Source organism: Flaviflexus sp. (assembly GCF_041440645.1).
In the GTDB taxonomy this organism is placed as follows: domain Bacteria; phylum Actinomycetota; class Actinomycetes; order Actinomycetales; family Actinomycetaceae; genus Flaviflexus.
On the sequence record NZ_JASDVN010000004.1, the window covers coordinates 1 to 20,219 of the forward strand.

20 protein-coding genes are annotated in these 20,219 nt (G+C 62.0%); 4 read left to right on the forward strand and 16 right to left on the reverse strand.

The window, feature by feature from the left end:
• On the forward strand, nt 1–672 hold a 672-nt coding region (locus QMB98_RS00300; protein WP_371683626.1), incomplete at its 5' end, for a citrate/2-methylcitrate synthase.
• Nucleotides 673–824: 152 nt separating this feature from the next.
• Here the strand turns inward: QMB98_RS00300 and QMB98_RS00305 are convergent.
• From QMB98_RS00305 to QMB98_RS00315, 3 genes are all read right to left on the reverse strand, one after another.
• Nucleotides 825–2,279, reverse strand: coding sequence for an L-serine ammonia-lyase (locus tag QMB98_RS00305; protein WP_371683627.1), 1,455 nt, complete (start codon nt 2,277–2,279; stop codon nt 825–827).
• 5 nt (nt 2,280–2,284) lie between these two features.
• Nucleotides 2,285–2,629 (reverse strand): NUDIX domain-containing protein, encoded by a 345-nt coding sequence (locus QMB98_RS00310; RefSeq protein ID WP_371683628.1) that lies wholly within the window; start codon nt 2,627–2,629, stop codon nt 2,285–2,287.
• A 75-nt stretch (nt 2,630–2,704) separates the two neighbouring features.
• Nucleotides 2,705–3,004: an MTH1187 family thiamine-binding protein gene (locus tag QMB98_RS00315; RefSeq protein WP_371683629.1), complete on the reverse strand. Its 300-nt coding sequence runs from the start codon at nt 3,002–3,004 to the stop codon at nt 2,705–2,707.
• Nucleotides 3,005–3,123: 119 nt separating this feature from the next.
• Here QMB98_RS00315 and QMB98_RS00320 point away from each other — a divergent pair, with 119 nt between their 5' ends.
• Both QMB98_RS00320 and mtnN read left to right on the forward strand, forming a co-directional pair.
• A complete protein-coding gene (locus tag QMB98_RS00320) occupies nt 3,124–3,588 on the forward strand; it encodes an S-ribosylhomocysteine lyase (protein WP_371683630.1) in 465 nt (154 codons plus the stop codon).
• Between the two features lie 2 nt (nt 3,589–3,590).
• A complete protein-coding gene (gene mtnN / locus QMB98_RS00325) occupies nt 3,591–4,907 on the forward strand; it encodes a 5'-methylthioadenosine/S-adenosylhomocysteine nucleosidase (protein ID WP_371683631.1) in 1,317 nt (438 codons plus the stop codon).
• 58 nt (nt 4,908–4,965) lie between these two features.
• Here mtnN and QMB98_RS00330 read toward each other — a convergent pair whose 3' ends face one another.
• The 4 genes from QMB98_RS00330 to QMB98_RS00345 form a co-directional block, all read right to left on the reverse strand.
• Nucleotides 4,966–6,180, reverse strand: coding sequence for a TIGR04053 family radical SAM/SPASM domain-containing protein (locus QMB98_RS00330; RefSeq protein ID WP_371683632.1), 1,215 nt, complete (start codon nt 6,178–6,180; stop codon nt 4,966–4,968).
• Between the two features lie 53 nt (nt 6,181–6,233).
• The gene (locus tag QMB98_RS00335; RefSeq protein ID WP_371683633.1) at nt 6,234–7,283 is read right to left on the reverse strand and encodes an LLM class flavin-dependent oxidoreductase; all 1,050 of its coding nucleotides are present in this window, start codon (nt 7,281–7,283) and stop codon (nt 6,234–6,236) included.
• Between the two features lie 44 nt (nt 7,284–7,327).
• Complete coding sequence (locus QMB98_RS00340; protein ID WP_371683634.1) at nt 7,328–9,397, reverse strand: S9 family peptidase; 2,070 nt, start codon at nt 9,395–9,397, stop codon at nt 7,328–7,330.
• Between the two features lie 88 nt (nt 9,398–9,485).
• Nucleotides 9,486–10,121, reverse strand: a complete 636-nt coding sequence (locus QMB98_RS00345) for a DUF3152 domain-containing protein (RefSeq protein WP_371683635.1) — start codon at nt 10,119–10,121, stop codon at nt 9,486–9,488.
• 218 nt (nt 10,122–10,339) lie between these two features.
• Between QMB98_RS00345 and QMB98_RS00350 the strand changes: the two genes are divergently transcribed.
• A complete protein-coding gene (locus QMB98_RS00350; protein WP_371683636.1) occupies nt 10,340–10,981 on the forward strand; it encodes a DsbA family protein in 642 nt (213 codons plus the stop codon).
• Between the two features lie 68 nt (nt 10,982–11,049).
• On the opposite strand, the gene QMB98_RS00355 is transcribed toward QMB98_RS00350, so the two are convergent.
• The 9 genes from QMB98_RS00355 to QMB98_RS00395 form a co-directional block, all read right to left on the reverse strand.
• Entirely contained in the window at nt 11,050–11,931 is an 882-nt protein-coding gene (locus tag QMB98_RS00355; RefSeq protein WP_371683637.1) for a ribonuclease H, read from the reverse strand.
• An 84-nt stretch (nt 11,932–12,015) separates the two neighbouring features.
• Nucleotides 12,016–12,465, reverse strand: coding sequence for a 50S ribosomal protein L9 (gene rplI, locus QMB98_RS00360; protein WP_371683638.1), 450 nt, complete (start codon nt 12,463–12,465; stop codon nt 12,016–12,018).
• 13 nt (nt 12,466–12,478) lie between these two features.
• On the reverse strand, nt 12,479–12,715 hold the full coding sequence (gene rpsR, locus QMB98_RS00365; protein ID WP_371683639.1) for a 30S ribosomal protein S18: 237 nt from the start codon (nt 12,713–12,715) through the stop codon (nt 12,479–12,481).
• Nucleotides 12,716–12,754: 39 nt separating this feature from the next.
• Complete coding sequence (locus QMB98_RS00370; protein ID WP_371683640.1) at nt 12,755–13,270, reverse strand: single-stranded DNA-binding protein; 516 nt, start codon at nt 13,268–13,270, stop codon at nt 12,755–12,757.
• Between the two features lie 23 nt (nt 13,271–13,293).
• Nucleotides 13,294–13,584 (reverse strand): 30S ribosomal protein S6, encoded by a 291-nt coding sequence (rpsF, locus tag QMB98_RS00375; RefSeq protein ID WP_371683663.1) that lies wholly within the window; start codon nt 13,582–13,584, stop codon nt 13,294–13,296.
• A 92-nt stretch (nt 13,585–13,676) separates the two neighbouring features.
• Nucleotides 13,677–15,995 (reverse strand): transglycosylase domain-containing protein, encoded by a 2,319-nt coding sequence (locus QMB98_RS00380; RefSeq protein WP_371683641.1) that lies wholly within the window; start codon nt 15,993–15,995, stop codon nt 13,677–13,679.
• 8 nt (nt 15,996–16,003) lie between these two features.
• Nucleotides 16,004–17,374 (reverse strand): AI-2E family transporter, encoded by a 1,371-nt coding sequence (locus QMB98_RS00385; protein ID WP_371683643.1) that lies wholly within the window; start codon nt 17,372–17,374, stop codon nt 16,004–16,006.
• Nucleotides 17,375–17,460: 86 nt separating this feature from the next.
• A complete protein-coding gene (locus QMB98_RS00390) occupies nt 17,461–18,774 on the reverse strand; it encodes an MFS transporter (protein WP_371683644.1) in 1,314 nt (437 codons plus the stop codon).
• Complete coding sequence (locus tag QMB98_RS00395; RefSeq protein WP_371683645.1) at nt 18,775–20,190, reverse strand: CCA tRNA nucleotidyltransferase; 1,416 nt, start codon at nt 20,188–20,190, stop codon at nt 18,775–18,777.
• Nucleotides 20,191–20,219: the final 29 nt, after the last annotated feature.

The following is a 20,219-nucleotide window of genomic DNA, read 5'->3' on the forward strand; positions in this document are numbered from 1 at the left end:
TACCACGACTACGAGCCCACCCCCGAGGTTGTGCGCGCTCTCAACATGTTCCTCGTTCTCCACGCTGACCACGAGCAGAACTGCTCCACCTCGACGGTCCGCATGGTTGCCTCCTCCAAGGCCAACATGTTCGCCTCCGCCTCCGCCGGTATCTCCGCTCTGTGGGGCCCGCTCCACGGCGGCGCCAACGTCGCGGTTATCGAGATGCTTCAGAAGATCCATGACGAGGGTCTCGATCCGGCCACGTTCATGAACGAGGTCAAGAACAAGGAGTCCGGCCGCAAGCTCATGGGCTTCGGACACCGCGTCTACAAGAACTTCGACCCCCGCGCCACCATCCTCAAGGGTGCAGCGTTCGACATGCTCGAGAAGATGCACATCGAAGATCCGCTCCTCGATGTCGCTCTCAAGCTCGAAGAGGTCGCGCTCCAGGACGATTACTTCATTGAGCGCAAGCTCTACCCGAACGTCGACTTCTACTCCGGCATCATCCTGCGCGCCATCGGCATTCCGCTGGACATGTTCACCGTCATGTTCGCCATCGGTCGCATGCCCGGCTGGATCGCGAACTGGAAGGAAGTCCACGAGGATCCCAAGGCCCGTATCTACCGCCCCCGCCAGATCTACACCGGCGACGTGGAGAACAGCTGGGTTCCCCGCGAGGAGCGCTAGCAGGCAGCTGACCCGGTCAGTACCGCAAACCACCGCTAGATTCACTGTCTAGCCAATGAGGGCCCCAACTCGGGGCCCTCATTCGTATCTTCTCTGTCTTCCCGTGTGCCTAGTACCAAGAATGCCAAGGCTCCGGTGTCATCGACTGGCGCTCAGCACTCGACGACGTTGACGGCAAGGCCTCCCTCGGAGGTTTCCTTGTACTTGGAGTGCATGTCGGCTCCCGTCTGACGCATGGTCTCGATGACGGTGTCGAAGGAGACCGTGTGCTGACCATCTCCCCACATGGCGAGCCGGGCGGCGTTGATGGCCTTGACCGCGCCGATGGCGTTGCGTTCGATGCAGGGGATCTGCACGAACCCACCCACGGGGTCGCACGTGAGGCCCAGGTTGTGCTCCATGGCGATCTCCGCGGCGTTCTCCACCTGCTCGGGTGTGCCGCCAAGGGCCTCCGCCAAGCCCGCGGCCGCCATGGCACTCGCAGAGCCAACCTCCCCCTGGCAGCCGACTTCGGCTCCCGCGATGGAGGCGTTGGTCTTGATGAGGGCACCGATGGCGGTGGCTGCGAGGAAGAACCGGATCTTGTTCTCCTCGGTCGCGTCCTCCACGTGCCTGCAGTAGTACGTGAACACGGCGGGAACGATGCCGGCTGCGCCGTTCGTGGGTGCCGTGACCACGCGGTGGCCGGAGGCGTTCTCCTCGTTGACCGCGAGCGCCCACAGGTTCACCCAGTCCATCCCGGCCAGCGAATCTTCCTTTGTTCGCTCGAGGAGTTCGTCGTGAAGGCTGGGTGCGCGCCGGCGCACTCCGAGCCCACCCGGGAGGATCCCCTGGGTGGAGATGCCTGCGTTGATGCACTCCGCCATGGCGTCCTGGATGTCGGCGATGTAGCGAAGGACGTCCGGTTCTGGACGTGCCGCGATCTCGTTCTCCCACACAATGTCGGAGATCCTGGACTGTTCCCTTTTGCAGATCTCCAGGAGTTCGTTGGCCGTGGAGAAGGCGTGCGGCGCGGGACGGGAGTGTGCTTCCTTGGATTCGGCCGTTGCCATGGCCTTGGGGTTGGGGTTTGTCGCGGGATCGTCGGACAGGTCCTCGACGATGAACCCACCACCCACGGAGTAGTAGGTGCGAGCAAAGGAGTTGTTTGCTGTGTACACGGTGATTTCGAGTGCGTTGACGTGGAACGGCATCCGCGTCCGCGGTGAGAAGATCATGTCGGTTGTCGGATCGAAGGGCACCGTTCCGAGTCCCGCCACCTCGACGGTCCCGCAGTCGTTCACCTCGTCCATGATCTTGTCAACAACCGAGGTTCGGACACTCTCGGGCCTATGCCCTGCGAGCCCAATGAGGACGGCGCGGTCGGTCCAGTGGCCCCGCCCCGTGGCTCCGAGGGAACCGTAGAGCTCGACCGTGATCCGGGTCAGGGGGCCGCTCAGGTGGTCGCGTGCGGCCGCGGTGAAGGCGTGACCGGCCTTCATGGGACCCACGGTGTGGGACGACGAGGGCCCCACTCCGATGCGAAACATGTCGAACACGGAGAGGGGCCGGTTGGCTTCGTTTGCTGCGACCTGGCCGGCGACGATGGCGGCGGGAATCGAGTTCATGATGTTCACCCTTCGAAGTCGATGGATAATCGCTTCCGTAGTGTTGGAACGACGTGCCTTGCGAGGAGTGGTGCGAGGCTTGCCGGTGTTGGTTGCCGGAGGTCCAGCCATTTGGTTTCGGCTAGTTCGGCATGTGGTTGAAGGTTTGCTTTCTCGCTACCCGTGAGCGGGCTGGCGAGGAATATGGTTGACGATACCCGCCATCCGGGTTCGTTGGCGGCTTCTTCATCAAACTCCCCCAGCCACTCGAGCTGATGGGAGTCTCTGACGAGGCCAACCTCTTCCCTGATTTCGCGGGAGGCGGCTTGGATGGCGGTTTCCCCGGGTTCGAGTTTCCCGCCGACCAGCATGTTTACTTGTGTTCTTCTTCCTGACGGTCAGGAGCTTCTCGCCGTCAACGAAACAGATTCCGGTGATGGTGAGGATCATTTCAGGAGGTCGTTGACTCGCTTGACCTTCTCGGTGAGCTGACCCGTGTATCCAGGCCTGATATCTGCCTTCATGACAAGGGAGACGCGTGGGGAGACCGCGCTGACTGCTTCCGTGGCTTTCTTGACCACGTCCATGACCTCATCCCAGTCACCCTCGATGGTGGTGAACATGGAGGTGGTCTCAAAGGGGAGGCCGGAGGCTCGAACGACCGCGATGGCGTCGGCCACGGCTTGGGAGACTGAACCATCGGCAGAGTCGGTGGTTGTGGGGGCAACTGAGAAGGCAAGTAGCATGTACTCAACCTAGTTCACGCAACATATAAATTCTACAAAAGAAGCAACCCTTAACCTCCTCAAAGCGCACTCTTACGCGCTAGAGTAAAAAGAAAAAGGTTGCTCTAAGGAAGCCGCTCATGCCATCTATGAATGTCGAATCATTTAACCTTGATCATCGCAAGGTCGACGCTCCCTACATTCGCGTTGCTGATGTGAAGACGCTACCGAAGGGTGACGTTCTCACGAAGTACGATATTCGCTTCTGCCAGCCCAACGAAGAGCACCTCGACATGAAGACGGTGCACTCGATTGAGCACACGTTTGCTGAGCTGTCCCGCAACCATTCCGATTCCGTCGTTGATTTCTCCCCCATGGGTTGCCAGACCGGCTTCTACCTCATCATGATCGGCGAACCCGCCGAAGATGAGATCCGAAACCTCGTTGCCGATACGCTGACCGACCTCGTCACTGCCGACGAGGTTCCGGCCGCAAACGTCGTGCAGTGCGGGTGGGGAGAAAACCATAGTCTCGAAGGCGCGAAGCTAGCCGCTCAGGCGATGCTCGACAAGCGCGACGAGTGGGCAAGGGTCATGAAGGACTAGACATGCGTACCGCTGCAGCCATTATTCTCACTGCCATGCCTGAAGAGGCGGCGCCCTTTCTGGAGCTAGAAGAGGGAACCCAACGGGTTGCTCAGCTCAACACCCCTGCGGGCTTCAAAGCTTGGTACCTCAACATCACAACCCCCAGAGTGCTCCTCGTGCAGACCGGAATCGGTCAGACTGCGGCAGCAAGCGCACTGACGTGGGCCTTGGGACAGGTATCAACCCGGGACGTGTTTGCGGCGGGAACTGCAGGCGGTTTGCATGCATCAACGAACGTTGGCGACATCATCGTCGGAACCGAGTACCGGTACGGCGCAGCCGATGCGACTGCGTTCGACTACGAGTACGGCCAGGTTCCCGGCCAACCAGCCAAGTTTGAGGGCAACCCTAGGGTGCTCGAGATCCTCGACAGCGTCGAGGGCAATGCGAACAAGATCCGTCCCGGCCTCATGCTGTCCTCCGATTCCTTCGTGACAGCCAAGAACGTCACCGCGGTGCGGGACGCGTTCCCGGAGGCACTGTCGACCGACATGGAGTCGGTTGCTCTTGCTCAGGTCTGTCACGCCTACGGGGTCGGTTTCACATCGATCCGCGCCGTCTCCGACCTGTGCGGTCCCGCCGCGGGCCAGGATTTCCACCTCGAACTCGACACCGCGGCAAAGCTCTCGGCCGACACCACGATTGCGGTCATTGAGAAGCTCCGCGGAACGATGCGTCCCGATCGGCGCCGTCGCCAGTTCGGCTTCGACGCCCTCTATGCGGCCCTGTACACGATGATCGCTGTTGATCACGACCTGGAGCCGGCCGATGATGTCGATCTCGACCTGGACCTATCTGATCTCAGCCGGGATCTGCACGAGGAGCAGGTGCGCGACTTCGCTCGTCTCGTTGCGGCCGGCAGGAAGTACGTGGCGGAGAATCCCGATGCTCGGATCACCTCGCAGCGCTACGACGCCATTCGCACCGACATCCTCCAGGAACTGAACCTGACCGGTGGTCGCGGCCGCCAGACCTGGCCACCCACGTCCCAGACGATCATGAAGCGCTTCGACGGGTACTGGAACAACGCCATGAAGGCGATTGGGCTCAAGGGCGGCACGGGCCGCCGCCGGGGCGGTCTGCGATACTCGGATGAGGACTACCGTGAGGCGGTGCGCAGCTACCACGACTCCGTGACGGCACAGCGCCGCCACCCGTCGTATGCGGGGTATCAGGAGTGGCTCTCCAATCAGGAGAAGCCCTATCCCTCAGGTGCGTCAATTCGTCAGCACTTTGGCACGTGGGCTGACGCGATCCTCAGCCTCTACGACCAGTAGAAGGACCGACAAGAGGCACGTTCCCGGGCCAGTAATGAGCGTTACTGGCCCGGGACTTTTACTGTCCTGGAGCCTGGAAGAGCTCAGTCACGCGATCCGCGAGAGGGAACGTCCCGGGCTGGTAGGCGCACAGGGGTTCCTCGGCGTAGATGTTGCCGGTGGAGTTGTAGGCGCGGGAGCGGGAACCACCGCACACTGTCTTGTACTCGCACATGCCACACTTGCCCTCAAGCAGGTCCGCACGCCTGATTCCGTTGAAGAGTTCCGAGTTGCGGTAGATATCGACAATCGAGGAGTCTCGAACGTTGCCGGCAGGAACGTCAAGGAACCCGGACGGTGTTACCTGACCGACGTGGTTGATGAACACGAAACCGTTGCCGGACGAAATGTTGATCGGAGGACGACGCCGCCTTCCACCCTCAATGAGTCCCAGGGCCTCGGTCTTCTTCCGGAGCTCCTGGTAGAGAGGCCCGAGCTTCATGGCCTCGACGTGGTCGGCGCCCGCCTGCTCGAGAACGTGACGCTGGATCGAGACCCTGCGGAAGTGGTGTCCCTCCGTGGTCTTGACCGGGACGGTCTCTCCCATGTCGTAGAACAGGTTAAGAACGTCCTCGCATTCCAGTGCGGTGAGCGCACCAAGGTCGACTCCGCGGCCCGTCGGTACGAGAAGGAATCCCGACCACGTCATGACACCGTGGTCGAGGACGAGCTTGGCGATGTCCGGGAGCTCCATGACGTTGTGGCGTGCCACCACGGAGTTCAGCTGCACCTTCATGCCCAGCTCGCGTGCGGCCTCCCAGCCCGCCATCGTGTTCTCGAATGTTCCGGGAACCCTGCGGAAGCCGTCGTGGCTCTCCTTCGTTGCCCCATCTAACGACAGGGAGATGACGTTAACCCCGACGTCCTGAAGCTTCTTCAGGGAGTCGAGGTTGAGCTTCTTTGTGCCCGAGGGCGAGACAGCGACGTGGAGTCCCATCTGGACCCCACGGCTCGCAATCTCAAACAGGTCGTCTCGCTCGAAGCAGTCACCGCCGGAGATGATGAAGATCGGGGCGGGCTGCCCGAAGGACAGCACCTCCTCCATGAGCTTCGTTGCCTCGTCCGTCGTCAGTTCAAACGGATTCCTGCCCGGGGCGGCCTCCGCCCGGCAGTGTCGGCACGACAGCTGGCAGGCTCGCGTCGACTCCCAGATCACGATCATGGGGCGCTGGGCAGGATCGTGATGATTGACCCTGACAGGACGATGCTGGCGCGACGGCGGGGTAAGAGACATACATCTATACTCACCCGGGAAATCGGTGAGAATAGGGGCTTACGTCCCTCGGGTTAGAGACCCCACTCCTTCGCCAATGTGGTGACCGCAGCCTCCCGCACGGAGGGGTCGTAGGCGTTGCAGGAAACGATCACTTCGTCGAGTGAATAGATGTCAACGAACTGCGCAATCTTCTCCGCGACAGTGTCCGGGGTGCCGATGATTCCGGTGGGGTCGATGCCCGGGTTCTGCCACACCTCGACACCCTCCCAGGAGGGCGGCTGGAGGGGTCCGGTGCTACCGAACCGGATCTGCTCCTGCATCTTCTTGTACGTCGTGGCCTGGTAGTGGGCTTCCCTCTCGGTCTCGGCAACCATGACGTTGACTCCGGCCATGACCGTCGGTTCCTTGACCTGGGCGGTGCGGGCGTTCTTCTTGAAGTGCGTGCGGTACACCTGCAGAGCTACCGATAGCTGCTGGGGAGCGAAGTGGGAGGCGAAGGAGAACGGGAGGCCAAGTTCGGCCGCAACCTGCGCACCACCCGTGGAGGAGCCCAGCATCCACAGGGGCACTTTCGTACCCTCGCCGGGAATGGCGCGGACAGTGCGGTGGAGTCTATTCGGGTTGACCTGAAGCCCAAGGACGGAGGCCTGCGCGCCGGAGACACCCTCCTCGTCACGGACTTCGTCGCTACCGCCAAGGAACTGGGTCAGTTTCAGTACGTCCGTGGCAAAGTCGTTGAGATCAGATCCGCCCCTGCGCAGCTCCGATGCTGTGATGGGGTCGGTACCAGGTGCCCGACCGAGACCAAGATCGATCCTGTCGCCGTAGATCGTGGCGAGGGTTCCGTAATACTCCGCCACCATAAGCGGCGCGTGGTTCGGGAGCATGACGCCACCGGAACCGAGACGAATCGACGACGTGTGCTCCGCGGTCCTGCCGAGTAGAAGCGCCGTTGCTGAGGACATGAAGGTGGCGGAACCGTGATGCTCCGCCATCCAATACCTGTGATATCCCGCCTGTTCCACTGTCTGTGCGAAGTGCACGGCATTGTCGAGGGCTTGCTTGCGGGTGGAACCTGCCGACACGGGGGCAAGGTCAAGGATGCTCAAGGGTACAGTCATACCCCAACTCTGTCCCGACCTCGCCCGGTGGGCAAGAACCTGAGCTACTGGCGAACTCCAACCTGGGTGAGCAGGAAGGAGCGCCGCAATGCCTGATCCTCCCAGGCGTTGTACCGGCCCGAGCGCCCACCGTGACCGGCCACCATCTCAGTCTTCAGCAGGATCGGTCGATCGCTCTCGTTCGTCGCGGTCTCCTGAAGTTTCGAGATCCACTTGGCAGGTTCGACAAAGAACACGCGCGTGTCGTTCAGGGAGGTGGTTGCGAGAATCGCGGGATATTCCTTCTCCTCAACGTTCTCGTACGGGCTGTATGACTTCATGTACTCGTACACCTCGGCGTCGTGGTACGGATCGCCCCACTCCTCCCACTCCCCAACGGTCAGCGGAAGGGAGGGATCGAGGATCGTTGTGAGCGCATCAACGAACGGCACGATTGCGGAGATCGCACGGAAGCGGTCGCCACCCATGTTCGCAACGGCTCCCATGAGCAACCCGCCTGCGCTGCCACCCTCGGCCGCGAGCCGGTCTCTCGCGACCCAACCAGAGTCGAGAAGGAAGTCGGCGGCGGCAATGAAGTCGGTGAAGGTGTTCTTCTTGCTCAGCATCTTGCCGTTGTCGTACCAGGCTCTCCCCATCTCGCCACCGCCGCGAATGTGGGCAAGGGTGAAGACAACGCCACGATCGAGGAGGGAGATGATTCCCGGACCGAAGGACGGATCGGTTGAGATCTCGTACGAACCGTAGCCGTACAGCAGACCTGGGTTAGAACCATCCGGCTCAAGACCCTTCCGGTACGCGAGGGTGAGCGGAATCCTCGTTCCGTCCTCCGCCGTCGCCCATTCCCGCCTCGTCTCGTAGTTCCCTGAGTCGTAGTTCGGGACCTCGCGTGCCTTGACCACCGTCGATTCACCCGTGGTGACCGAGTGGCTGTAGACGGTGGGCGGTTGGATGATCGACGTCTGAACGTAGTCGAAGGAGGTTGCGGCCGACTCTGGGTTGCTTGTCAGCTCCACGGTCGACAGCTCACCACCGGGAACGACGTATGCCTCGCCCCAGTCCTCACCGCGCGGAATGACCCGCATCTGGGTTTGACCACCGGACCGCATGGAGACAACGGCGAAGGTGTCGAAGGCGCTGACGCCCTCGATGCGCTCACCCTCCTCGGCAACGAGCAGGGGCCGCCACGATTCGGGTTCGCTCGATCCAATGGGTGCGGTTGCGACCTCAAAGTCGGTGCGGTGCAGGTTGTGGACGATAAGGAGTTCGTTCCCCGCGGGTTCAACCGCGTAGTCGAGGCCTTGACGTCTCGGGGACACAACGGTCTGTTCCCCGCTCTTGACGGCCGGCATGATCCGCACCTCGGAGGTCAGCCTAGACTGGGAATGAAGGACGAGCCACTGCCCATCCCTCGAGGATTCCACCCACACGTTGAAGAGCTCGTCAGCTTCCTCGTAGACGAGTTCGTCCTGCTCGGGATCGCCACCGACCTCGTGAACCCACACCTGGTGGGAGCGCCACGCATCATCGACCCGTCCGTAGAACACGTGCCGCGAATCCGCCGACCACTCGAGACCATATCCGGCACCGAGAACCGACTCGTCAACGACCTCACCGGTTTCGATGTTGGAGATCCGAAGCGTGAATCTTTCGTCTCCCGACACATCAATGCCGAGAGCAACGTACGTGCCGTCGGGTGAAATGTCGTAGCCGGCCGTGGAGAAGAACTCCTGTCCCTCGGCTAGGGCGTTGGAATCGAAGAGGAGCTGCTCGCCCTCGGTCACGACATCAGGGTCGGGCCGCTGATCGGCCTGCACGCGGTGGTAGGAGGAATACGCCTTGCCTTCGTAGGTGCGGGAGAAGTACCACCACTGCCCCTTCTTGAACGGAACGGACGTGTCGTCTTCCTTCGTGCGGGACTTGATCTCGCCAAAGATCGCCTTCTGCAGGTCCTTCGTGTCCGTCAGAACCTCATCTGTGTAGGCGTTCTGTGCGTTCAGGTAGTCAAGAACCTCCGGGTCGGTCTTGTCCCTCATCCACTCGTACGGGTCGGTGAAGGTGTCTCCGTGGAAGGTCCGATTGTGGGGAACCTTCTTCGGTACTGGTGGCATAGTCATGAGCTAAGACTAAGCGATCCGCCGCCACTTCCTGAGCGGGATCGTGGGGCTTCAGCCTGTCGGCTGAATCCTGGAAGGGCCACCAGCACTAGTCGTGGGTGGGCCACCCGTTGGGCTCGCACTGAGCAAGATCCAGGGTCTGCTGCATCATGACCGGGGCCGACCCATCCGGCTCGCAGGTGGTCGCGTGGCCGTAGCCGAGGAAGTGGCCGACCTCGTGGTTGACGAGGTAGTCACGGTACTGATCGACCGTGCCACTAGCCTCAAGAAAGTCATCCGTGGCGCCGGCCCAGCGGTCCACGTTGAGCACGACATCGGATTCGACGCGGCACGAGGTGAAGCCACCAGTGTCGAGCGGAGCACAAAGCTCATCGACTGTCTCGGGGGTGGCGAGCCGAACCGTGAGCTCGGCGTCCTCCTCGGGAACGAGCTCGAACGCGAGGGAGCCGTCGCCACCCCATCCGCGATCATCGTTCAGGGTGTTGACGACCCGACCGGCGAATTCCTCAGTGTCGACCGAGATCTCCTTCTCGGTCACAATGGCAATGGCAATGGTGCGATCGGCGTCGCGATCGGCGTCATCGACGCGGGAGCCTTCGGCCTGATCGAACTCACCGGAACCGGAGTCCGGCTGTTCGGCCGAGTCCAAGCCACCGAGATTCTCGCCGACCTTGCTGGCACCACCGATCTCGCTTTCGGGTGCGGCCGTTGCGAGCGTGGGCACAAAAACAGGTCCTGCTGACAGGACGCCCACACCCACTTTTATCACGTTTTGGTAACGGCGCATGGGTCCACCCTACCCACACTCCCTCCCCCTCAGTCAATCACTCAGGCGTTGAACACAATGCGACAAGCGAAACAGTCACACCCGATCATTCCCGCGACCATGGGCAAAACCCACTCACCTTGGTGGTTCCTGGATGCGGACTAGAATGGTGTGTCATGAGCACCAGGCTTGCGATTCACGTATGGACAGACCTTTCCTCACCCCGATCCTTCCGGGGACTAAAGAACCTTCTCGGCGCCACGGAAGGCAAGAACGTCGCCATCGAGCATCACGCGTTCTTCACTCCGGACCCTGAATCCAGCGCCGACGACGAGGACCTGACGGCCCTGCGTGACGCTGGCCTGGAAATCAACGGGTCCTACGTGTCAGACAATCGCAAGGCACAGGAACTGATCTACGCGGCCAAGGAGCAGGGCTCCTCTCCCGAGGATACTGCCAAGCGGGGGTTGGAGATGGCAGTGGAGTTGCACGAGGCCGCTCTATTTCGCGGCGAAGACATCTCCTCCATCGACACTCTCCTGACCTGCGCAAAGAAGGCCGGTCTGGACGAATCCGAGGTGCGCGAGGGCCTCGAGCAGGGCCGGTGGAGCAAGCAGGTCGACGGGGATGTTGCTGACGCGGGCCGAATCGGCATGGTGCAGGCACCGTTCCTGTTCCTCTCGGGGCTCTACCTTCTTGAGGGGCCTCAGTCCGTCAACGCCATCGCCGCCCTCGTCAACGAGGCTCTCGGCGAGCTCGAGGAACGCGAGAAGGCGGCCGAGGCCGAAGCGCGGGAACTCTTCGGATGGCAGGGCTAGTAGCCAACACCGAACGATTCAAGTAGCCGCACGTCAGTAGTTGCTGTTAGCGACCAATCTTCTCGGATCTACTGGAGGTCGCGCTCCCGTACGGCGAGGCGGTCGGCCTCTTCGTTTCCGGCGTCGCCATCGTGGCCGCGGACCCAGTCGATGCGGGTTTTGGCTTTGCGAGCCTCGTACGCCTCGAGTAGTTCGGCGACGAGTTCCTGGTTGGCGACGGGCTTCCCGTCGGCCTTCTTCCAGCCCTTCCTCCGCCATCCCGGACCCCACTTGGTCACGACGTTGATGACGTACTGGGAATCAGTCCGAATGAGAAGGGTACGATCCGGGTCTGCGTACCGGAGGGCCTCGAGCATGGCGGTGAGTTCCATGATGTTGTTCGTGGTGCGCTTGGATCCTCCTGAACCGGTGGTCCCCGTGAGCTCATCAACCCAGGCCCAGCCACCCTTACCCGGGTTGCCCGAACAGGCGCCATCCGTTGCAATGACCTGGTCGAATCCGTAGCGGTCAGCACCCGGCACGTGGGGTCCGTTACCTTGTGCGGTACTGCTCTGAGAAACCCACGGCGCAGCGGTGCCTGCTCCCGCTGTCACGCGCCCCGCTAGTTCAGCTGACTCTTGGGGTGCGGTTTGTGCCCGTTGGCGGGCGCGAGCAATCGCGGAGACGGGCTCGACATCGTCGTCATCGAAGAGGGTTTCGGTCGACTGTTCCTCGCGTTCGACCCGCTCGAGACCTGTTGCAGCCAGGAGGGTGAGGACGTCCGGGTGCCACAGGGTCTGCTCGGAGGCGTAGTCGCCTTCGAGCACGGCCAGATCGTGCCGGAGCGCCATTTCAGATCCCGAAGACCCTGTGCCGACTAGCCCGAGGGTGGAGAGGTGGCGGACGATGGTCTGCGGGTCGGTGCCGCACATCATCGCAATATCTGAGGTCGCTAGCCAGTCACGTGTCATGAGATCAAGGCTACCGGGTAAGACAAAGCCACCCGCCAAAGCATGGCGGGTGGCTTGCGTCATGTCCGATTGCTCGGAAACGCCTTACTCGGAAACGACCGAAACCGGAACGGTAACGGTAACGTCCGCGTGGAGGCGAATGTCGACCTTGTAGTCGCCGATGGACTTGATCGGGCTGGTCACGAGGACCTTGCGACGATCGATGGTCTCGCCGGTAGCTTCCTGAGCTGCCTGAGCAATGTCAGCTGCGGTGACGGCACCGAAGAGACGGCCGGAGCTGCCGGTGCGGACCGTGATGGTCAGCGTGGTCTCTTCGAGCTTGTCGCGCAGGCCCTGAGCGTCTTCGACAGTGGCGATCTCGCGCTTGCGGCGAGCCTGCTCCATCTGGTCGATCTGCTTCTGGGCGCCCTTGGTCCAGCGGGTTGCGTAGCCGCGGGGCAGGAGGAAGTTACGTGCGTAACCGTCCTTGACCTCGACGACGTCGCCGGGCTGGCCGAGACGGTCAACCTCATGGGTCAGAATGAGCTTAGCCATGTGATGGACCTCCTTAGCGGCCTGAGCCGGTATAGGGGAGCAAAGCCATCTCGCGGGCGTTCTTGATTGCACGAGCAATCTGACGCTGCTGCTGGACGGAAACTCCGGTGACTCGACGTGCGCGGATCTTGCCGCGGTCCGAGATGAACTTGCGCAGGGTTGCGGTGTCCTTGTAGTCGATGACATCGACCTTGGTCACCTTTACGGGGCCGACCTGCTTCTTCGGCTTGCGAAGGTTTGGCTTCGCCATAGTGATCTCCTCTTTTGCGCTTACGCGCCGAAAGTTAGTTTAAAACGGTGGGGCGTCGTCGAACGAGGAACCCGAAGGGCCGGAAGCCCAGGGATCATTCTGTGAACCGCCCGAAGGGCCGTCATAGGCGACGTTGCCACCGCGGGAGTTGCCTCCGCCGTAGCCGCCACCCGAGTTACCGCCGCCACCGGCCCGCTGGGTCCTCTGGACCTGAGCGGTTGCGTAGCGGAGGGAGGGGCCGACTTCGTCGACCTGCATCTCAATAGAGGTGCGCCTCTGACCCTCGTGCTCGTAGGAGCGAACCTGGAGTCGTCCCGTGACGACCACGCGAGTTCCCTTGGTGAGGGAGTTGGCGACGTTCTCGCCGTACTCACGCCACACGGAGCAGCGGACGAACATGGCTTCGCCATCTTCCCACTGCTGTGTCTGCCTGTTGAGGGTTCGCGGGGTTGAAGCCACCGTGAAGCTCGCTACCGGGATTCCGGAGGATACGTAACGCAGTTCCGGGTCGGCGGTGAGGTTGCCAACGATGGTGATTATCGGTTCGCCTGCCATGATTCAGCTCCCTTGAAGCTTGCTCAGTGCTCGTCCTTGCGCAGCAGCTTGGTGCGCAGAATGGATTCGTTCAGACCCAGCTGACGGTCGAGTTCCTGTGCGGTCTCGGTGGTTGCCTTGAGCTCCACCACGACGTACACGGCTTCCGACTTCTTCTGGATTTCGTAGGCAAGACGACGCTTGCCCCAAATGTCTACGTTATCGATCGAGCCACCGTCGTCGATGACGACCTTGAGTAGCTTCTCCAGTGCGGGCGCGAGGTTACGCTCGTCAACTTCCGGATCGAGGATGATCATCAGTTCATACTGACGCAGATCCATACCCACCTCCTTTGGTCTCAGCGGTCACGGTCTCTCCGTGACAGGAGGGTATACGTGCCTACGGTAGGCACCCGTCCACTTTACCGTTAAAGGGAAGCGAGTGGTAGGCGAGTTTGGCGACCGATCTTGTGCCGTTGCGCACCCGGAACCACTGCCGCGTTGTCGGAGCTGGAGCCGGGTGGCCGCACCGGCTGACCTGGCTGTTCAATCGCACCCGGGTCCTCGGTCGGATCCTCCGTGGGCGGGGTTGTGGGGTCAACGGTCGGTGGCGGGGTCGGGTCGACTGTCGGTTCCGGCGTGGTCGGAGCCTCGGATGGCTCGTCCGTGGTCGGCTCCTCGGTCGGTTCCTCCGTGGTTTCCTCCTCCGAGGGTTCCTCGGTGGGTTCCTCGGTCGTTTCCTCTTCCGAGGGCTCCTCCGTCGGTTCTGGCACTGTCGTGGGCACACCCGTTGCTGGCGAAATCTGGGGATCGGGGAACTCCTCAATCTCCATGTCTGCCGTCGCCTCCATCATGAAGTCGAGCCAGATCTGGGCAGGGAAGTTACCACCCTGGATTGCCCACTGCCCGCCGAAGGGGGTCAGCGATTCTTCCTCACCGTTCGGGCCGATCTGGTACATGTCGACCACGGTCACGAGTTGTGGGACGTAACCCGCGAACCAGGCCGAGACAAGGAACGATGAAGTTCCGGTCTTGCCTGCCACGGGGCGGCCGAGGGCGGAGATCTGGGAGGCGGTGCCGCCCGGGCTCACAACCTGCTCGAGCGCGTACGTGAGGTTCGCCGTGTCCTGAGCGTCGAACACGCGGGTACCCGAGGTGTCACCCGTGTAGACGACGTCGCCGTCACGGTTCCGGACCTCCCGCACAATGTGCGGGGTGGTGCGGATGCCCTGCGAGGCGAACGACGAGTATGCCCCCGCCATCTCCTTCGCCGTCGGCGATGCTGACCCAAGAATGTTCGACAGGGAGTCATCAAGGCCCGGGGTGCTTTCCGGCAGGCCGGCACGGATCGCAACGTCGCGCGTCGCTGCCGGGCCCACCTCTTCGTTGATCTTGATGTAGACCGTGTTGACGGAGTTCGCGGTTGCGGTCAGAAGGTCGATGACTCCGAGCCCCGTGAGCTGGAAGTTCTCGAACGAGTTCTCTCCCACCACGTACGGGGAGGAGGAGTCGTAGCGTTGGTAGAGGCTGATGTCGTCCTCCAACGCCGCCATCAAACCAAACGGTTTGAAGGTGGAGCCGGCCTGGGCGCGGTCCTGGGTGGCGCTGTTGCGGGACCGTTCAAGATAGTCCTCGCCGCCGTACATGGCCCTGATCTCGCCGTTCTCGGGATCCACGGACACGAGTCCGACGTAGTTGTTGTCGGGGCGATCCTCGGGCAGGTTGTTGACCGCATCGACCGCGTACTGCTGCATGTCGACATCGATGGTTGTGACAATGTCGAGGCCAAGGGTGTCGAGCTCATCTTCCGTGTACGTCCCGGAGTTCACGAGCTCGCGACGCACCTCGTCAAGAATGTAGCCGTCAGTGCCCGCGTACTGGTTCTGTTGTGCTGGTTCGATCGTTTCGGGAAAGCGCGCGGCCTCGGCCTCCTCGACGGTGATCCAGTCGTCCTCCGCCATGCGCCTCAGCACGCGCTCCCAGCGGGCCATGGCCTGCTCCTCATTGACTGCGGGATCCCAGTTCGAGGGGGAGGGAATGACCGCCACGAGAAGGGCCGTCTGATCGAGAGTCAGGTCGGCGGCATCAATGTCGAAGTAGGCGCGTGCCGCCTCCTGGATGCCGTAGGCACCGCGACCAAAGTAGATCGTGTTGAGGTAGTTTTCGAGGATCTCGTCCTTCGACTGCTGCTGATCAATCTTCAGGGCGAGGATGGCCTCGCGGAGCTTGCCGGGGATGTCGGTGGTGGTGCCCATGTAGTACCGCTCAACGTACTGCTGGGTCAGTGTGGAGCCACCCTGACGGGGCAGGCCGCGCAGGTTGTTGATGGCGGCGCGGACCGTGCCGCGGATATCGACGCCGGCGTTCTCGTAGAACCGCTGGTCCTCCGATGCCACAACGGCGTGGGGAACGTAGTCCGGGAGGGAGTCGAGGGCGACGGAGCTGCGACGCACCTCGGCAAAGGTGCCGATCCTCGTCTCCCCGTCCGAGTAGTAGACGTCTGTTGCTTCCGCGAGCGCGAAGTCGTCGGGTTCGGGAATCTCGGTCGTGACGTAGAGGTAGGCGAACGCGCCAACACCGGTTGCCACAAACAAGAGGAAGGATCCGAGGATGAACCTCCGCGAGGGAAGCCAGCGTCGGATCGGACCCTTAGCCCTGCGGGGGTAGTTCCAGAACTTCTTCTTATTCTTGCCTGCGCCCTGAGAGGCCTGAGTTCGCTTGGCGGATTGTTGACGGTTGCCTGCCATGGCCCCGATTATTCCCTATGCTTGCCTCGCCTGCGCAACTTCTTGCCCATCGTCACTAGTTTAGATTTCTTGCGCGCGGGGCGGCGCAGGCCCCGAGCCGCCTTTGTCACAACGGTTTGGAGGCCGCCCCAGGCGTCCGGTGACTCGTATGTCACGTCGTAGCGACCCGCCCCCTGCTTGCGTTTCACCTCGTGCTCGGAGGTGAGGAAGGCGTCGAGCCAGCGCGTGGACTTCGAGGAATCGACAAGCACTGCCTTGAAGAACAGGGTGAGCGGAACGGCGAGCAGGGCTCCGAGCGGTCCGATGACGATGCCCCAGATCATGAGGGACAGGAACGTCACGGTCGTGGACAGGCCAACTGCATCGGCCGTGAACTTGGGTTGGAGGAGGGACTGGATGATGAAGTTGATGAGCGAGTAGGCGACGATCACCCACAGCATCAGCTGCCATCCTCCCTCGAGGAGACCAAAGAGCGCGGGTGGGACAAGACCGAGAATGAAGCCGATGTTCGGGATGTAGTTCGTGATAAACGAAACGAGAGCCCACGCGAGCGCGAGGGGGATTCCCATGGCTTCCAGGGCGATCCAGTCGAAGACGGCGACGATCGCACCGAAGATGGTGGAGACCAGCCAGTACTGGCGGACCCTACCCTCGAAGCCGGAGAGCGCCTCGTGTAGATCGGGATTGGCCTTCTCGACTAGGTTAGAACGGGAATCCATCGTCAACGTGTCGATGACAATGAAGAAGATCGACATCGCGATGATGGCGAGAAGGGCACCCATGGAGGAGATCTGGTCGATAAGGGTGCGGGCCGCGGACATGATCGTGTTGAGGTCCAGCTGGTTGAGCAGGTTGTTGATGCTGGCAGCGTCGTAGCCCTGGGACGCAAGGAACTCGTTGTCCGTGAAGAAGCGGGAGATGTTGTTGATGATCTGCGTGAAGCTCGCCTGATAGGAGGCAATGACCTCCGGTAGCGGCAGGAACGCGATGACCGTGATGCCGATGAGGCCTGACAGGACAACAACGAGAACGAGGATGGAGGAGATGGCGGATAGCCACTTCGGGACACCCTTACGCACCATCCACCTGTGGATGGGACGGATCGTCAGAACGAGAGTGAAGGCGAGAAACGCGGGGGCGAGGATCGACGCGAACTGGCCGAGACCCCACAGCGACAGCGAAGCGAAGGCTCCGATGATGAGGACCCACATGCCGGTCGGGAGAATCGAGGTGACCTGGGTGCGGTTGTTGCCCTGAACAATGATGACCTTGTCGTCATCCTCCTCCAGGTCCGTGTCGTACTCCGCGGCGTACTCTTCGCGCTCTTCTTCCTCAGGTGATGGCGCTGAAGCGGCACTCGTGGTCTCATCGGTTGGCATCACGCACACCCTTTCCCTTATCTGTTCGGTAGGTTACCCGGAAAGTTCCCTGGGAGTCGTGTGGACACGGAATCGGACGAAAAGTCTTAACCTTCGGCGGTTTCCGTCTCGACCTCCGCGGGAACACCCTTCGTGCTCCTGCTCATGAGCCAGAACCAGCCGGCCAAAGCCAGGTAGAGCAGAACAAGTACCGCGAATCCGCCGCGGGACCAACCCGTGTTGGGCAGCATGACGGCCGCAAGGGCGGCCGCACCAACGAATGCGGCATTGTACAGCATATCGTACAGGGCGAATGCCCTGCCCCTGTACTGGTCAACGACGTCGCGTTGCACGATCGTGTCTACCGCGATCTTCGCTCCCTGCACACCCAATCCCATGAGGACCGCGGCAACGCCCATCCACGGGAGCGACGGGGTCACGATGAGGATCACCTGAGACAGGGTCGAGATCCCAAGGCAGGCAATGATCCACTGTTGCGGCGAGAGCCTCTGGTGCGCAAGCGGGGTGAGGACGATGGCTGAGCCGTTGCCCGCGAGCGAGATACCGGAGAGGAGGGCGAACATGGCGAGCCCAGCATCCGGGTCCGCAGGGTCAGTCAAAAGGTTTCTTGAGATCAGAAGTAGCGCAATGAAGTTCACGCCGTACAGGAACCTGTGTACCGCCATGACGATCAGCGCGTGACCGGGGGTGCGGCGCAGTGTCAGGTAGCGGGCACCGTGCCACAGGTCCTCGAGGACGGCACCGATCTGCTTGGCGAGAGACACCTCGGCGCGACCATCCGGTCCCAGCTCGCGGAACTGGATGCGGGAGGCGGCCCACACGGCACACAGGAGAAGCACGGCCGCCACGGCCAAGCAGGACGCGTCCCTGATCGTACCCTCGGGGGTCAACCTGTTGACTATGAGGCCGAGGACCGCACCAACGACGGTGGCGACGGCACCCAGGGTGGGAACGAGCGAGTTTGCCATGATGAGCTGGTCCCTCGGAACCACGTGCGGCAGGCCAGCCGAGAGCGCCGACAGGAGGAACCGGTTAATGCCGAGGGTGATGAGGGCAAGGACGGAGATGGGGACGAATCCGGCTCCCAGGTACATGAGGACCGCGAGTAGCACGCACAGGATGGCCCTGATCGTGTTGCCCCAGAACAGCACCGCCTGTCTGCTCCACCTGTCGAGAAGCGGACCCACGAAAGGCCCAACGATCGTGAAGGGCAGGAGCAGAACGGTGAAGGCGGCGGCAACGCCGCTCGCCGTCGTCATGTTCGTGGGATTAAAGAAGTAGAGGGTGGCGAGTCCGACCTGGAACATGCCGTCCCCGGATTGGGAGATGAGGCGGACGGTGAACAGACGCTTGAATCCGTCGTGAACAAGGAGCGTCTTCAGGTCGGAGAGCACGGACATCTAGAGGTTCTCCTTCGCCCATTCGCGCAACCTGTTGGCTGCGTCCTCGGGATCAAGCGGACCGTTCTCGAGGCGGAGCTCGAGAAGGAAGTTCCGGGCCTTGCCCACGTCCGGGCCGGGCGACAGGTTGAGGATCTCCATGATCTGTCCGCCGTCGAGATCGGGTCGTACCGCCGCCATCTCTTCCTTCTCCGCAAGCTCTGCGATGCGCTGCTCCAGGTCATCGTAGGCGGCCTGGAGTCGCATGGCCTTCTTGTGGTTGCGGGTCGTGGAATCGGCTCGGGTGAGGCGATGGAGCCTCTCGAGCAGCGGGCCGGCGTCATTCACGTACCTGCGGACCGCCGAGTCCGTCCAGGTTGACTCGCCGTAGCCGTGGAACCGCTGATGCAGTTCCACGAGCCTGCTGACGTCCTTGATGGTCTGCTTGTCGAAGCGCAGCGCGGTCATGCGTTTCTTTGTCATCTTCGCGCCAACGATGTCGTGCTGATGGAACGTGACCTTGTTACCTGGACCGAAGCGCCGCGTTGCTGGCTTGCCCACGTCGTGCATGAGTGCCGCGAAGCGGAGCACGAAGTCGGGTGCGGGTACCGGCCCGTCGCCGTCGGTCTCGAGCGCGATCGCCTGGTCAACAACGGTGAGGGTGTGCTCGTAGACGTCCTTGTGGCGGCCGTGCTCATCGACCGTGGACTTCAGCGCTGCGACCTCGGGGAGGACGCGTTCGGCAACCCCCGTGTACTCCATGATCTCGATTCCCCTGCGCGGGTGGGGGGAAATCATGAGGCGCTCCAGCTCTGCACGGATGCGTTCCGCCGAGACAATGTCGAGGCGCTCCGCCAGCTCCGTCATGGCGTTCATCGTGTCCATGTCCACGTCGAAGCCCAGCTGCGCCGTGAAACGTGCGGCCCTCATGATCCGGAGCGGATCGTCAGAGAAGGAGATGAGGGGGTCGATGGGGGTGCGGAGCAGGCCGTCCGCAAGGTCCGCCAATCCTCCGCACGGGTCCACGAGCTCCAGCGACGGCAATCGTACCGCCATGGCGTTCACCGTGAAGTCGCGTCTCGTGAGATCTCCCTCGAGGGTGTCACCAAAAGCCACCTGTGGTTTGCGAGAATCGGGATCGTACTCGTCGGAGCGATAGGTGGTCACTTCCACAGCGAGCCCGTGAAGAGACGCGCCGATCGTGCCGAATTCCTTGCCGATATCCCAGGTTGTTTCCGCCCAGGAGGCGAGGATTCGCTGGGTTTCGTCGGGACGCGCCGAGGTTGTGAAGTCCATGTCATGAGCAGGAATTCCCAGGCACGCATCACGCACCGGACCACCCACCAACGCGAACTCATATCCGGCCTCGTGGAATCGCTCAGCAAGCGACAAAACCGCAGGTGGCAGGGCCTGCAGTGCCTTATGGGCGGTCCCCAAGTAGCGTGCTGTTTCCTGAGAGCTGGATA

What these genes read in the sequence shown, in the direction of transcription:
- QMB98_RS00355 (WP_371683637.1), bottom strand. Translation starts at nt 11,931, where the DNA reads ATGACACGTGACTGGCTAGCGACCTCAGATATTGCGATGATGTGCGGC.
- QMB98_RS00350 (WP_371683636.1), top strand. Translation starts at nt 10,340, where the DNA reads ATGAGCACCAGGCTTGCGATTCACGTATGGACAGACCTTTCCTCACCC.
- QMB98_RS00305 (WP_371683627.1), bottom strand. Translation starts at nt 2,279, where the DNA reads ATGAACTCGATTCCCGCCGCCATCGTCGCCGGCCAGGTCGCAGCAAAC.
- QMB98_RS00370 (WP_371683640.1), bottom strand. Translation starts at nt 13,270, where the DNA reads ATGGCAGGCGAACCGATAATCACCATCGTTGGCAACCTCACCGCCGAC.
- rplI (WP_371683638.1), bottom strand. Translation starts at nt 12,465, where the DNA reads ATGGCTAAGCTCATTCTGACCCATGAGGTTGACCGTCTCGGCCAGCCC.
- QMB98_RS00320 (WP_371683630.1), top strand. Translation starts at nt 3,124, where the DNA reads ATGCCATCTATGAATGTCGAATCATTTAACCTTGATCATCGCAAGGTC.
- QMB98_RS00385 (WP_371683643.1), bottom strand. Translation starts at nt 17,374, where the DNA reads ATGCCAACCGATGAGACCACGAGTGCCGCTTCAGCGCCATCACCTGAG.
- QMB98_RS00310 (WP_371683628.1), bottom strand. Translation starts at nt 2,629, where the DNA reads ATGCTGGTCGGCGGGAAACTCGAACCCGGGGAAACCGCCATCCAAGCC.
- QMB98_RS00330 (WP_371683632.1), bottom strand. Translation starts at nt 6,180, where the DNA reads ATGTCTCTTACCCCGCCGTCGCGCCAGCATCGTCCTGTCAGGGTCAAT.
- QMB98_RS00340 (WP_371683634.1), bottom strand. Translation starts at nt 9,397, where the DNA reads ATGACTATGCCACCAGTACCGAAGAAGGTTCCCCACAATCGGACCTTC.
- QMB98_RS00315 (WP_371683629.1), bottom strand. Translation starts at nt 3,004, where the DNA reads ATGCTACTTGCCTTCTCAGTTGCCCCCACAACCACCGACTCTGCCGAT.
- QMB98_RS00335 (WP_371683633.1), bottom strand. Translation starts at nt 7,283, where the DNA reads ATGACTGTACCCTTGAGCATCCTTGACCTTGCCCCCGTGTCGGCAGGT.
- QMB98_RS00390 (WP_371683644.1), bottom strand. Translation starts at nt 18,774, where the DNA reads ATGTCCGTGCTCTCCGACCTGAAGACGCTCCTTGTTCACGACGGATTC.
- mtnN (WP_371683631.1), top strand. Translation starts at nt 3,591, where the DNA reads ATGCGTACCGCTGCAGCCATTATTCTCACTGCCATGCCTGAAGAGGCG.
- QMB98_RS00380 (WP_371683641.1), bottom strand. Translation starts at nt 15,995, where the DNA reads ATGGCAGGCAACCGTCAACAATCCGCCAAGCGAACTCAGGCCTCTCAG.
- rpsR (WP_371683639.1), bottom strand. Translation starts at nt 12,715, where the DNA reads ATGGCGAAGCCAAACCTTCGCAAGCCGAAGAAGCAGGTCGGCCCCGTA.